Source organism: Pseudomonas sp. BN414 (assembly GCF_029871275.1).
In the GTDB taxonomy this organism is placed as follows: domain Bacteria; phylum Pseudomonadota; class Gammaproteobacteria; order Pseudomonadales; family Pseudomonadaceae; genus Metapseudomonas; species Metapseudomonas resinovorans_C.
Map to the genome: position 1 here is coordinate 151,980 of NZ_SSOL01000079.1, position 12,452 is coordinate 164,431.

12 protein-coding genes are annotated in these 12,452 nt (G+C 64.3%); 8 read left to right on the forward strand and 4 right to left on the reverse strand.

Features of this window, described 5'->3' with window-relative positions; all coding sequences use genetic code 11:
• The first annotated feature begins 75 nt into the window (after positions 1-75).
• From E8E95_RS28540 to E8E95_RS28555, 4 genes are all read left to right on the forward strand, one after another.
• The gene (locus E8E95_RS28540) at positions 76-645 is read left to right on the forward strand and encodes a nucleotidyltransferase family protein (protein ID WP_280355673.1); all 570 of its coding nucleotides are present in this window, start codon (positions 76-78) and stop codon (positions 643-645) included.
• Positions 646-1,003: 358 nt separating this feature from the next.
• Entirely contained in the window at positions 1,004-2,443 is a 1,440-nt protein-coding gene (locus E8E95_RS28545; RefSeq protein WP_280355674.1) for a cytochrome ubiquinol oxidase subunit I, read from the forward strand.
• Positions 2,444-2,445: 2 nt separating this feature from the next.
• Positions 2,446-3,453 carry a cytochrome d ubiquinol oxidase subunit II gene (gene cydB, locus E8E95_RS28550; protein WP_280355676.1) on the forward strand — a complete coding sequence of 336 codons (1,008 nt, stop codon included), beginning with the start codon at positions 2,446-2,448 and terminating at the stop codon, positions 3,451-3,453.
• Positions 3,454-3,462: 9 nt separating this feature from the next.
• Positions 3,463-3,603: a DUF2474 domain-containing protein gene (locus tag E8E95_RS28555; RefSeq protein ID WP_077525131.1), complete on the forward strand. Its 141-nt coding sequence runs from the start codon at positions 3,463-3,465 to the stop codon at positions 3,601-3,603.
• A gap of 123 nt (positions 3,604-3,726) precedes the next feature.
• On the opposite strand, the gene E8E95_RS28560 is transcribed toward E8E95_RS28555, so the two are convergent.
• The gene (locus tag E8E95_RS28560) at positions 3,727-4,851 is read right to left on the reverse strand and encodes a class I SAM-dependent methyltransferase (protein ID WP_280355679.1); all 1,125 of its coding nucleotides are present in this window, start codon (positions 4,849-4,851) and stop codon (positions 3,727-3,729) included.
• A gap of 83 nt (positions 4,852-4,934) precedes the next feature.
• Here E8E95_RS28560 and E8E95_RS28565 point away from each other — a divergent pair, with 83 nt between their 5' ends.
• Positions 4,935-5,711, forward strand: a complete 777-nt coding sequence (locus tag E8E95_RS28565; RefSeq protein ID WP_280355681.1) for a ferredoxin--NADP reductase — start codon at positions 4,935-4,937, stop codon at positions 5,709-5,711.
• A gap of 111 nt (positions 5,712-5,822) precedes the next feature.
• On the opposite strand, the gene E8E95_RS28570 is transcribed toward E8E95_RS28565, so the two are convergent.
• Together E8E95_RS28570 and ccoN are read right to left on the reverse strand one after the other, a co-directional pair.
• On the reverse strand, positions 5,823-6,068 hold the full coding sequence (locus E8E95_RS28570) for a cbb3-type cytochrome c oxidase subunit 3 (protein WP_280355682.1): 246 nt from the start codon (positions 6,066-6,068) through the stop codon (positions 5,823-5,825).
• Positions 6,061-7,497 (reverse strand): cytochrome-c oxidase, cbb3-type subunit I, encoded by a 1,437-nt coding sequence (gene ccoN / locus E8E95_RS28575; protein WP_280355685.1) that lies wholly within the window; start codon positions 7,495-7,497, stop codon positions 6,061-6,063. The genes E8E95_RS28570 and ccoN overlap by 8 nt, the downstream gene beginning before the upstream one ends.
• A 268-nt stretch (positions 7,498-7,765) precedes the next feature.
• Between ccoN and E8E95_RS28580 the strand changes: the two genes are divergently transcribed.
• The 3 genes from E8E95_RS28580 (at position 7,766) to E8E95_RS28590 (ending at position 11,747) form a co-directional block, all read left to right on the forward strand.
• Positions 7,766-9,436: a nitrite/sulfite reductase gene (locus E8E95_RS28580; protein ID WP_280355687.1), complete on the forward strand. Its 1,671-nt coding sequence runs from the start codon at positions 7,766-7,768 to the stop codon at positions 9,434-9,436.
• Complete coding sequence (locus tag E8E95_RS28585; protein ID WP_280355689.1) at positions 9,433-9,915, forward strand: DUF934 domain-containing protein; 483 nt, start codon at positions 9,433-9,435, stop codon at positions 9,913-9,915. Before E8E95_RS28580 ends, E8E95_RS28585 begins: the two co-directional genes overlap by 4 nt.
• Before the next feature lie 278 nt (positions 9,916-10,193).
• Positions 10,194-11,747 carry a TerC family protein gene (locus E8E95_RS28590; protein WP_280355691.1) on the forward strand — a complete coding sequence of 518 codons (1,554 nt, stop codon included), beginning with the start codon at positions 10,194-10,196 and terminating at the stop codon, positions 11,745-11,747.
• Positions 11,748-11,905: 158 nt separating this feature from the next.
• On the opposite strand, the gene mscL is transcribed toward E8E95_RS28590, so the two are convergent.
• The gene (mscL, locus tag E8E95_RS28595) at positions 11,906-12,322 is read right to left on the reverse strand and encodes a large-conductance mechanosensitive channel protein MscL (protein WP_280355692.1); all 417 of its coding nucleotides are present in this window, start codon (positions 12,320-12,322) and stop codon (positions 11,906-11,908) included.
• Positions 12,323-12,452: the final 130 nt, after the last annotated feature.

Genomic DNA, 12,452 nt, shown 5'->3' on the forward strand with positions numbered 1-12,452 from the left:
GGGGGCAGCTGCGCTGCCCATAGCAAATGAATTCGCCCCCACAGTGTTCGTGCCCTGGCTGAACGGAGTCGCTGCATGCCCAATGTCCCCGCCCTGATCCTCGCTGCCGGCTTCGGCACCCGCTTTGGCAGTGACAAGCGCCGCGCCACCCTGGTTGATGGGCGCACCCTGCTGGCTGCCAGCCTGGAGCGGGCCCAGGCGGTATTCGACGAGGTGCATGTGGTGCTGCGCCCGGAGGACGACCCGGCTGCATTGGGGCTGCCGGAAGGCTGCAACATCATCCTTTGTGCAGACGCCGGGCAGGGCATGGGCCACAGCCTGGCCGCTGGGGCGCGGGCACTGGCCGCGGGGGAAGCGGAGGCCATCGCCGTGCTGCTTGGAGACATGCCCTGGATCGCCGAATCCAGTCTGCGTGCCTTGATTGCCAAGGCCGCGCCGGGCCGCATCGTCTTCCCTGTCCATCATGATGAGCGCGGTCATCCTGTGCTGTTTGGGCGGGAGTTCTGGCCCGAATTGCAGACGCTCACGGGCGACGAAGGCGCGCGGCGGGTGCTGCGCGCCCACGCTTCCGCCTGGGTGGCGGTGGGCGTCGACGATCCGGGCGTCCTGCGCGATGTGGACAGCCCCGCAGCCCTCGAACCGTAGGTTGCGGCAGAGCGCAGCGAAGCCCAACGATGCTGGCTTGATGCCTACCTGTTGGGTTTCGCTGCGCTCTACGCCAACCTACAAGGGCTCCTAACCCCGGCGCATTCCATGCGGCGCGCGGCCGCGCGGCAACCTGTCGCGCGGCAACGAACCACAGCTTCCTAAATGCCTTGACCGGCTACTCTCTATGCATTGCTTGATCCGCGTCAAAACCCCCGGCGCGGGTTTGTGAAGGGCCCAGCTGGCCCGCATCCAGTCGCAGCAGCTATCCATAAGAACAATTCGATCCGGCGCGAATCCTCTACAAGATGGAGTCGCGCGGGGCCGCACCCGTATCAACCTGATTAGAGGATTCGCCATGTTCGGATTGGAGGCTCTCGATCTCGCCCGAATGCAGTTCGCCTTCACCGTGTCCTTCCACATCATCTTCCCGGCCATCACCATTGGCCTGGCGAGCTACCTCGCCGTGCTGGAAGGCTTGTGGCTGAAGACCCGCGAGGAGGTCTACCGCGACCTCTATCACTTCTGGTCGAAGATCTTCGCCGTGAACTTCGGCATGGGCGTGGTTTCCGGCCTGGTCATGGCCTACCAGTTCGGCACCAACTGGAGCGCCTTCTCCGACTTCGCCGGGGCGGTCACCGGGCCGCTGCTGACCTATGAGGTGCTCACCGCATTCTTCCTCGAGGCGGGCTTCCTTGGCGTCATGCTGTTCGGCTGGAACCGTGTGGGACCGGGCCTGCACTTCTTCTCCACGGTGATGGTGGCCATCGGCACCATCATTTCCACCTTCTGGATTCTCGCTTCCAACAGCTGGATGCAGACCCCGCAGGGCTTCGAGATCATCGATGGCCGCGTGGTGCCGGTGGACTGGTTCGCCGTGGTGTTCAACCCCTCGTTCCCCTACCGTCTGGTGCACATGGCCACGGCGGCTTTCCTCGCCACCGCCTTCTTCGTCGGCGCGTCGGCGGCCTGGCACCTGCTGCGTGGTCGCGACAACCCGGGCATCCGCAAGATGCTCTCCATGGCCATGTGGATGGCCCTGCTGGTGGCGCCGGTACAGGCGTTCATCGGTGACCTGCACGGCCTCAATACCCTCAAGCACCAGCCGGCGAAGATCGCCGCGATGGAAGGCCACTGGGACAACAGCAGTGGCGAAGCCACCCCGCTGATCCTCTTCGGCTGGCCGGACATGGAGCGCGAGGAAACCCGCTTCAAGGTGGAGGTTCCCTACCTCGGCAGCCTGATCCTGACCCACAGCCTGGACAAGCAGGTGCCGGCGCTGAAGGAGTTCCCCAAGGAAGACCGGCCCAATTCCACCGTGGTGTTCTGGTCGTTCCGCATCATGGCGGGCCTGGGCATGCTGATGATCCTCACCGGCGTCTGGAGCCTCTGGCTGCGCTGGCGTGGCGGGCTGTTCCATTCCCGGCCGTTCCTCTACTTGTGCCTGTGGATGGGCCCGTCTGGACTGATCGCGATCCTCGCCGGCTGGTTCACCACCGAGATGGGCCGCCAGCCCTGGGTGGTCTACGGGCTGATGCGCACCGCCGATGCAGTGTCGAACCACAGCGTGACGCAAATGAGCCTGACCCTGGTGAGCTTCGTGGTGGTGTACTTCGTGCTCTTTGGCGCAGGCCTGGGCTACATGATGCGCCTGGTGCGCAAGGGCCCGGTCACCAACGAAGGCAAGGAACAGGGTATCGGCGGTCCCGGCCAGCATCGGACCCCCGCCCGCCCGCTCTCGGCGACCGAAGAGGGCATGGACGATGACGAAAACGCTGTAACCGAGCCGAGGAATTGAACATGGGCGTAGACCTTTCACTGATCTGGGCCATCATCATCATCTTTGGCGTGATGATGTACGTGGTGATGGACGGTTTCGACCTCGGCATCGGCATCCTCTTCCCCTTCGTCAAGGATGACGGCGAGCGCGACGTGATGATGAACACCGTCGCGCCCGTCTGGGACGGCAACGAGACCTGGCTGATCCTCGGAGGGGCCGGCCTGTTCGGCGCCTTCCCACTGGCCTACTCGGTGGTGCTTTCCGCGCTCTACCTGCCGCTGATCCTGATGCTGCTGGGGCTGATCTTCCGCGGCGTCGCCTTCGAATTCCGCTTCAAGGCCAAGCCGGCCAAGCGCCACCTGTGGGACAAGGCGTTCATCGGCGGCTCCATCGCCGCGACCTTCTTCCAAGGGGTTGCGCTGGGGGCCTTCATCGAGGGTATCCCGGTGGTGAACCGCACCTTTGCCGGTGGTTCGCTGGACTGGCTGGCACCGTTCCCGATGTTCTGCGGCCTGGGCCTGATCGCCGCCTACGCACTGCTCGGCTGCACCTGGCTGATCATGAAGACCGAAGGCCGCCTGCAACAGCAGATGCACGACCTGGCGCGTCCGCTGGTGCTGGTGCTGCTGGCCATCACCGGCATCGTCAGCATCTGGACGCCGCTGGCCCATGAAGAGATCGCCACTCGCTGGTTCAGCCTGCCCAACCTGTTCTGGTTCATGCCGGTGCCGATTCTGGTGCTGGTCTGCACCTGGGCACTGCTACGTGCGGTGGCCGACAACGCCCACCACGCGCCCTTCGTGCTGACCCTGGTGCTGATCTTCCTCGGCTATAGCGGCCTGGGCATCAGCCTCTGGCCGAATGTGATCCCGCCGTCGATCTCCATCTGGGAAGCCGCGGCGCCGCCGCAGAGCCAGGGCTTCATGCTGGTGGGCGCGCTGTTCATCATCCCCTTCATCCTGATGTACACCGCCTGGAGCTACTACGTGTTCCGCGGCAAGGTGACCCAGGAAGACGGCTACCACTAGGAGCGCCTTGTGGATAAGTCAGAGAAGAAACCGCTGTGGCAGCGCCTGGGCTGGCTGGTGGGCATCTGGACCCTCAGCGTGCTGGCCCTCGGTGCGGTGGCGTACCTGCTGCGGATGTTCATGACGGCGGCGGGGTTGAGTACGCATTGATCCTGTGGGGGCGAATTCATTCGCTAAGGGCTGCGCAGCAACCCCCATGAGTCTCGAAAGGCAGACCTTCGGTCTGCATCGCGAATGAATTCGCCCCCACAAGGTTTCCTGCAAGTCGCGGCGTTATTTGCTTGCTTTCAGCACCACAAACTTCGGCGTCGCCGCCACCTGCTCCACGCCCCGGCACAAGCGCTTGAGCTTGGCGTGATAACCCAGGTGGCGGTTGCCCACAATCCACAGCTCGCCCCCCTTCACCAGCGCATTGCGCGCTTGCACGAACATGCGCCAGGCGAGGAAGTCGCCCACCACCTGCTGCTGGTGGAAGGGCGGATTGCACAGCACCAGGTCCAGCGAATCCGCCGGCTGCTCGGCCAGGCCGTCGCCGGCACGGATATCCGCTGGGCGTTCGCCCAGGGCGGCCCGCCAGTTCTCCTGCGCCGACTGGACGGCCATGTAGGACTCGTCCACCAGGGTCATCTGCGCTTGCGGGTTGGCCAGGGCGTAAACAATACCGAGCACGCCATTGCCGCAGCCCAGGTCCGCCGCGCGGATGTCCGCCAGGCTGCGTGGCAGGTGCGGGAGGAAGGCGCGGGTGCCGATGTCCAGCCCGTCGCGGCAGAACACGTTGGCGTGGTTGATCAGTGTCAGGCGTGGCTGATCCAGCTGATAGCGCGTGGGATAGGGCGAGGCCGGCGCCGGCTTCTGTTCGGCCGTGGCGATCAGCAGGCGCGCCTTCTTTACCGCCAGCGAGGGCTGCATCGGGCCGATGTATTTCGCCAGCAGGTCACCGGTAGCGTGGGGCAGGTGCTTGACCATGCCGGCGGCAATCACGCTGGCCCCGGGGGCCAACTGGCCTTGCAGGCGGATCAGTTGTTCCTCCAGCAGGGCAAGGGTCTTGGGCACGCGGATCAGTACCCGGTCGAACGGGCCGATGGTCACTTCGCTGGCGGGTACGAAGCGCACGCCACCGACATCCAGTTCATTGCGCGCCAGATTGCGTTGCAGGGCGATATGACCGAGGTGGGAATCACCGCTGCTGGTGACCAGGGCGTGGGGCGTGAGGCTGGCCGCCAGCGCGCCGAAGCTGTCGTTCAGTACCAGGATGCGTGTATCGGCCGTGATGCCTTGCTCATGGAGGAAATTGAGCAGGTATTCGTCGGCGGCATCGAAGGCCTGCAGCGGGTCATCCTGCTGCTCGGGCTGGCGAACGAGGTCGAGCTGGGCGAAAGGCGTAGCAAATATAGGCATAAGAACCGGCGGTGTTTCTGAAGGCCGCTTTGCGAGACACTGGGGCGGTCTTCGAACGAATCGGAAATGAGTGGGAGCGGAGTATGACCGCCAGCGAAGAGAAGTTCACCCGTCAGACCCTGCAGGATGTGCAGACCCTGACGCCCAGCCTGTTCACCCTGCGCACCACCCGTGACGCGGGCTACCGCTTCCGCGCTGGCCAGTTTGCCCGACTGGGCGTGACCAAGCCCGACGGCAGCACCGTCTGGCGCGCCTATTCCATGGTGTCGGCGCCCCATGACGAGCATCTGGAGTTCTTCTCCATCGTCGTACCAGGGGGCGAATTCACCAGTGAGCTGTCACGCCTCGCGGTCGGCGACACCCTGATGGTGGACAAGACGTCCTTTGGCTTCCTCACCCTTGACCGCTTCGTCGATGGCCGCGACCTCTGGCTGCTGGCCACCGGCACCGGCCTGGCGCCCTTCCTGTCGATCCTCCAGGACCTGGAAGTCTGGCAGCGTTTCGAACGCATCATCCTAGTCTACAGCGTGCGCCAGGCCGCCGAATTGGCGTACCAGCCGCTGATCGATGACCTGAAGAACCGCGACTACCTGGAAGGCGTGGCCGACAAGCTGCTGTACATCCCCGTGGTGACCCGCGAGGAAGTGCCCGGCGCGCTGCATGGGCGCATCACCACGCTGATCGAGAACGGCGAGCTGGAACGCGCCGCCGGCCTTGAACTGACCCCGGAACATTCCCGCGTGATGCTTTGCGGCAACCCGCAGATGATCGACGACACCCGCGCCGTGCTGAAGAAGCGCGACATGAACCTCAGCCTGACCCGCCGGCCGGGGCAGGTGGCGGTGGAGAATTATTGGTGAGGTAGTGGTTGCTCTCGCTTTTTTGTGGGGGCGATTTCAATCGCTAAGCAGATGATAGGGGGCTGCTGCGCAGCCCTTAGCGATTGAAATCGCCCCCACAGGGTTCCTGTCTCAAGCCTCGATTTCCACTCGTCGCTCACACCCCCCATCACACCGCCCCGGACAGCTGCATCCCGTGCTGCTGCGTCCGGTGGCGCGCTCCATGCGCCGGGCCACGGGTTCGTCGTCGGCGAAGGGCAGCATGGTGGCTTCTTCGATCTGGCGCTGGCTCCTGCCGCCCAGGCAGGCCTGGGTGGCGAGGTAGAAGAAGGTCAGCGCGGCCAGGCTGAGCAGGGCGTAGGTGCTCTCGCTATCCATGGGCCACCGCCTGCGGTACTGCTTCGGTGGTGCGGACGTCGCCGGCGCGCACGGTGCGCCAGGTATTCCAGGCCATCAGCAGCATGCCGGTGACGAAGAAAATGCCGCCGATCATGCGCACCACGAAGCCGGGGTGGCTGGCTTCCAGGGCTTCGACGAAGGAGTAGGTGAGGGTGCCGTCCTCGTTCACCGCACGCCACATCAGGCCCTGGGTGATGCCGTTGACCCACATGGAGGCGATATAGAGAACCGTGCCGATGGTGGCCAGCCAGAAGTGGGCGTTGATCAGGCCGACGCTGTGCATCTGCGCGCGGCCGTAGAGGCGCGGGATCAGGTGGTAGAGCGAGCCGATGGTGATCATCGCTACCCAGCCCAGCGCCCCGGCGTGTACGTGGCCGATGGTCCAGTCGGTGTAGTGAGAGAGGGCGTTGACGGTCTTGATGGCCATCATCGGGCCTTCGAAGGTGGACATGCCGTAGAAGGCCAGCGACACCACGAGGAAGCGCAGGATCGGGTCGTCGCGCAACTTATGCCAGGCGCCGGAGAGCGTCATCATGCCGTTGATCATGCCGCCCCAGCTCGGTGCCAGCAGGATGATCGACATCACCATGCCGAGGGACTGCGCCCAATCGGGCAGGGCGGTGTAGTGCAGGTGATGCGGGCCGGCCCAGATGTACAGGGTGATCAGCGCCCAGAAATGCACGATGGACAGCCGATAGGAGTACACCGGGCGCCCGGCCTGCTTGGGAATGAAGTAGTACATCATCCCGAGGAAGCCGGTGGTCAGGAAGAAGCCCACGGCGTTGTGCCCGTACCACCACTGCACCATGGCGTCGGTGGCGCCTGAGTACACCGAGTAGGACTTGAACCAGCTCACCGGAATGGCCATGTGGTTGACGATGTGCAGCATCGCGGTGACCACGATGAAGGCGCCGAAGAACCAGTTGCCCACGTAAATGTGCTTGGTCTTGCGCTTCATGATAGTGCCGAAAAACACCACCGCGTAGGCGATCCAGATGATGCCCATCCACACCGCGCCGGTGAATTCCACCTCGGCGTATTCCTTGGTGGTGGTCAGGCCCTGGGGCAGGGTCACCAGCAGGATCACCACCAGCGCCTGCCAGCCCCAGAAGGTGAAAGCGGCAAGCGAGCCGCCGTACAACCGCGCCTGGCAGGTGCGTTGCACCGTGTAGTAGCTGGTGGCGAACAGCGCGCTGCCGCCGAAGGCGAAGATCACCAGGTTGGTGTGCAGCGGGCGCAGGCGGCCGAAGCTGGTCCAGGGCAGGTCGAGGTTCAACGCAGGCCAGACGAGCTGGGCGGCGATGAACACGCCCATGCCCATGCCGACGATGCCCCAGACGAGCGTCATCAGGGCGAACTGGCGAACCACCTTGTAGTCGTAGGTCGGTTCCGGGATTGCGGTGTTCATGTGCGGGCCTTTCGGTTGGGAAGACTGAGCGGCCGCCATTCTGGAAATCTCGTGGCTGGGGAAACAGACTCAGATCGTGGCACTTTTTAGTGCTCAGATCAGAGGCCGCTTTGTAGCAGCGAGCTTGCTCGCGAATCACCGCCATTCGCGAGCAAGCTCGCTCCTACAGTTGGGTCTGATACGGTTTTTTGCAGCGAACCTGAAGCTGTTTCCGTCTCGCCCGCACGCACATAGTGACGGCTCCGCCCGCCTTGCTGGAGCTGCTTGCATGTACCACTACGACGACTACGACCGCGCCCTGGTGCAGGAGCGCGTGGCGCAATTCCGCGACCAGGTGGCGCGGCGCATCAACGGCGAGCTGTCCGAGGAAGAGTTCCTGCCGCTGCGCCTGCAGAACGGCCTCTACATGCAGAAGCATGCCTACATGCTGCGGGTCGCCATCCCCTACGGCACGCTGTCGTCGGACCAGCTGCGTTGCCTGGCGCGCATCGCCCGCGAGCACGACCGTGGCTACGGTCACTTCACCACGCGGCAGAACATCCAGTTCAATTGGATCGAACTGGCCGAGGTGCCGGACATCCTCCAGCAACTGGCCGAGGTGGAGATGCACGCCATCCAGACATCCGGCAACTGCGTGCGCAACATCACCACCGAGGCCTTCGCCGGGGTGGCTGCCGACGAACTGCTGGACCCGCGCCCGCTGGCGGAAATCCTCCGCCAGTGGTCCACCATCAACCCGGAATTCCTCTTCCTGCCGCGCAAGTTCAAGATCGCCCTCTGCGCCGCCGAGGAAGACCGTGCCGCCGTGCAGATGCACGACATCGGCCTTTACCTGTACCGCGACGACGCTGGCGAAATGCGTCTGCGGGTGATGGTGGGCGGCGGGCTTGGGCGCACGCCGATTCTTAGCCAACAGATCCGCGACGGCCTGCACTGGCGCCACCTGCTGTCCTATGTCGAAGCCATCCTGCGGGTCTACAACCGCCACGGGCGGCGCGACAACAAGTACAAGGCGCGGATCAAGATCCTGGTGAAGGCGCTCGGCATCGACGCGTTCGCCCGCGAGGTGGAAGCCGAGTGGCAGCACCTGAAGGAGGGACCCGCCGAGTTGACCGAGGACGAGTACCAGCGGGTCGCCGTCAGCTTCGATGCGCCGTCCTATGCCCATCTCGATGACACTGACCTCGGCTTCGGCACTCACCTGGCGCGGGACCCGGCCTTCGCCCGCTGGTGCGCGCGCAACCTGCAGCCGCACAAGGTGCCGGGCTATGCCGCTGTGGTGCTCTCCACCAAGTCGGGGCCGGAGGCGCCGCCCGGCGACGTCACCGCCGCGCAGATGGAAGCGGTGGCCGACTGGGCCGAGCGTTTCGGCTTCGGTGAAATCCGCATCGCCCACGAACAGAACCTGGTACTGCCCGACGTGCGCAAGGCCGACCTGCACGCGCTCTGGTTGCTGGCCTGCGAGCGGGACTTGGCGACCGCCAACATTGGCCTGCTTACCGACATCATCGCCTGCCCGGGGGGCGACTACTGCTCCCTGGCCAACGCCAAGTCCATCCCCATCGCCCAGGCCATCCAGGAGCGCTTCGTCGACCCGGCGGCACTCCAGGATCTGGGCGAGCTGAGCCTGAATATCTCCGGCTGCATGAACGCCTGCGGCCACCACCACATCGGCAACATCGGCATCCTCGGCGTGGATAAGGGCGGCAGCGAGTGGTACCAGATCACCCTCGGCGGCGCCCAGGGCATGCAGAGCGAACTGGGCAAGGTGATCGGCCCGTCGTTCAGTGCCGACGAAGTGCCGGATGTCATCGAGAAGGTGGTGGCCACCTTCCGCGACTACCGCGAACCGGACGAGCGCTTCGTCGATACCGTGCGGCGTATCGGTCTGGAGCCCTTCAAGGAACGGGTCTACGCCAAGGCGGAGGTGCCGGCATGAACAACCTGATCAAGCTACTGGACGGCCAGGCCCGGCTGATGGAGAGCGACCCGTGGACGCTGGTGCGCGAGCCCAGTGAATCCTTGCCCGATGGCCCGCTGATCCTGCCGTTGGCGCTCTGGCGCGACCGCGATGGTCGTGATGGCTTGCTGCTGCAACCGGATGACGAGGTGGAGCCGCTGGCGCCGCTGCTGTCGGAAGCGCTGCCGCTGATCGCCGTGGAGTTCCCCAGCTTCCGCGACGGTCGTGGCTACAGCCAGGCGTACCTGTTGCGAGTGCGCCTCGGCTGGCGTGGCGAGCTGCGTGCGGTGGGCGACGTCTTGCGCGACCAGCTCAGCCACATGCGCCAGTGCGGTTTCGATGCCTTTGCCGTACGCGAGGACAAATCCGCCGAGGATGCGTTGAAAGGATTGATGGGTTTGAGCGTGCTCTATGGGCGTTCGGCAATAGAGCCAAGGCCCCTGTTTCGTAGGCGCTAAGAGATTTCATACATGATTGGTAAAAATTCCTCGCTTAATGCGGGGGATTTTCTGACCTAGCATTCGCAGCTCGTTTATCCGAACTGGAAACCAATGGACAGCGATAGTTGTAAGCCGCCCCCTGCAACCCCGGGTGCGGCCGCCCCCCTTCCCACTGGCGTCTGCGCACGCCTATTCGAATTGCAGCTCCCCGCTGCCTACTCTTCGTGCATGTCGATACAACGCCCGCAGGCGTCGTTTGCGCCTGCCCGTAAACCTGGTTCGAGAGCCTGATTTCTATGGAATGGATAGTTGACCCCACGGCCTGGCTGGGCCTGCTGACGCTGATCGTCCTGGAGATCGTCCTCGGTATCGACAACCTGGTGTTCATCGCCATCCTGGCCGACAAGCTGTCGCCCCATCAGCGTGACCGCGCGCGATTGATCGGCCTGTCGCTGGCGTTGCTGATGCGCCTGGGCCTGCTGGCAAGTATTTCCTGGCTGGTCACTCTGACCACGCCGCTGTTCGAGGTGTTCGACAAGAGCTTCTCCGGTCGTGACCTGATCATGCTGTTCGGCGGTGTGTTCCTGTTGTTCAAGGCCACCATGGAGTTGCACGAACGCCTGGAAGGCCGCGTCCACAGCCAGAGTGGCAGCCGTGCCTATGCCCTGTTCTGGCCGGTGGTCGCGCAGATCGTGGTGCTGGACGCGGTGTTCTCTCTGGACGCGGTGATTACCGCCGTGGGCATGGTCGAACACCTGGAAGTGATGATGATCGCAGTGGTCGTGTCCATCGGCCTGATGATCATCGCCAGCAAGCCGCTGACCGCCTTCGTCAACGCCCACCCGACGGTGATCATGCTGTGTCTGGGCTTCCTGATGATGATCGGTTTCAGCCTGACCGCCGAAGGCCTGGGCTTCCACATCCCGAAAGGCTACCTGTACGCCGCCATTGGCTTCTCGTTGCTGATCGAGGCTGCCAACCAGTTGGTGCGCTGGCGCCGCAAGCGTCAGCTCCAGGGCGACCGCAGCGTGCGCGAGCGTACTGCGCACGCCGTGCTCCGCCTGCTGGGTGGCCGTGGTGTCGAGGCTGATGAGGTGGGCGAGGAAATCGCCGACCTGCTGGATGGCGACGACATTGGCAAGGTGCCGTTCGACCGTCGCGAGCGGATCATGATCAGCGGTGTGCTGGGGCTGGCGGAGCGCCCGATCCGGACCCTGATGACCAACCGTAACGAGGTGGGACGCATCGACCTCGACGAACCGCGCGAAAGCATCCGCGACGCCCTGCTGCGTTCGCCGCACTCGCGTCTGTTGGTGATCCGCAGTGGCGACGTGGACGAGCCCCTCGGCTACGTGCACAAGAAGGAGCTGCTGCGCGAACTGTTGCAGGGGCAGGAGCCGGACTTCGAGCAGATGTTGCGGATTCCGCCGAACCTGCCGGACAGCGCCTCCGTGCTGGGCGCCCTCGAAGAAATGCGCAAGGCGTCCACCCATGTGGCGTTCGTGGTCAACGAATTCGGCGGTTTCGAGGGTCTGCTGACCATGACCGACATTCTCGAGTCCATTGCCGGCGAGCTGCCCGATGCCAGCGAGGTGGACGGCCTGGATATCGAGCCGTGCGACGGCGGCTGGAAGGTCAGCGGCGCGGTGAACCTGAGCCTGCTGGGGGAGCGCGTCGGCTTTTCCGCCAAACCCGGCGAGGACTACCAGACCCTCGCGGGGCTGGCGATGAGCCTGCTGGATCGCCTGCCGGTGATCGGCGACGCCCTGGAGGTCGAAGGCTGGCAGCTGGAAGTGATCGAGGTGAGGGAACGGCGGGTCAATCGCCTGCTGCTCAAGCCGCTGGTGTAGGTGCGCTGGGACATTGTGGGGGCGATTTCAATCGCTGAGCGGGCCGCAGGCTCGCCCCACGGGGCCAGAGGGCCGCTTCGCGCCCCATCGCGAATAAATTCGCCCCCACAAAAAGAAACGGCGCCGATGAGGCGCCGTTTTCATTTTTGCGATGCCCGTCAGGGCTGCCTGTTCTGCTGCGATTTCAGCAGGTCGCGAATCTCGGTCAGCAGGGTTTCCTCGGGGGTCGGCGTCGGCGGCAGCTCGGGAGCGGCGGCCTCTTCACGTTTGAGCTTGTTGATCACCTTCACCCCCATGAAGATCGCGAAGGCGACGATCACGAAGTCGAGGATGGTCTGGATGAACTTGCCATAACTCAGCATCACGGCCGGGATTTCGCCCTCGGCAGCCTTGAGGGTGATAGCCAGGTCGGAGAAGTCGACCCCGCCGATCAGCAGGCCTATGGGTGGCATGATCACGTCGCCCACGAAGGACGAGACGATCTTGCCGAAGGCGGCGCCGATGATGATGCCCACGGCCATGTCGACCACATTGCCTTTGACGGCGAAGGCTTTGAATTCATTGAGCAAGCTCATGTTTCACTCCCTGAGGTTCTGGATTCAACGCTGAAGTGTAATTCAGCGGGTCGAGGCTGCCAGCGACGGCCACCTCCTTGTGCCGCGCACATGCTAGGGGGCGGCGGCCGCAGTGCCAAGTCCGGCGAGG

Excerpts from the sequence above, each read along its gene's own strand:
- E8E95_RS28540 (WP_280355673.1), top strand. The coding sequence starts at position 76 with ATGCCCAATGTCCCCGCCCTGATCCTCGCTGCCGGCTTCGGCACCCGC.
- E8E95_RS28545 (WP_280355674.1), top strand. The coding sequence starts at position 1,004 with ATGTTCGGATTGGAGGCTCTCGATCTCGCCCGAATGCAGTTCGCCTTC.
- cydB (WP_280355676.1), top strand. The coding sequence starts at position 2,446 with ATGGGCGTAGACCTTTCACTGATCTGGGCCATCATCATCATCTTTGGC.
- E8E95_RS28560 (WP_280355679.1), bottom strand. The coding sequence starts at position 4,851 with ATGCCTATATTTGCTACGCCTTTCGCCCAGCTCGACCTCGTTCGCCAG.
- E8E95_RS28565 (WP_280355681.1), top strand. The coding sequence starts at position 4,935 with ATGACCGCCAGCGAAGAGAAGTTCACCCGTCAGACCCTGCAGGATGTG.
- E8E95_RS28570 (WP_280355682.1), bottom strand. The coding sequence starts at position 6,068 with ATGGATAGCGAGAGCACCTACGCCCTGCTCAGCCTGGCCGCGCTGACC.
- ccoN (WP_280355685.1), bottom strand. The coding sequence starts at position 7,497 with ATGAACACCGCAATCCCGGAACCGACCTACGACTACAAGGTGGTTCGC.
- E8E95_RS28580 (WP_280355687.1), top strand. The coding sequence starts at position 7,766 with ATGTACCACTACGACGACTACGACCGCGCCCTGGTGCAGGAGCGCGTG.
- E8E95_RS28585 (WP_280355689.1), top strand. The coding sequence starts at position 9,433 with ATGAACAACCTGATCAAGCTACTGGACGGCCAGGCCCGGCTGATGGAG.
- E8E95_RS28590 (WP_280355691.1), top strand. The coding sequence starts at position 10,194 with ATGGAATGGATAGTTGACCCCACGGCCTGGCTGGGCCTGCTGACGCTG.
- mscL (WP_280355692.1), bottom strand. The coding sequence starts at position 12,322 with ATGAGCTTGCTCAATGAATTCAAAGCCTTCGCCGTCAAAGGCAATGTG.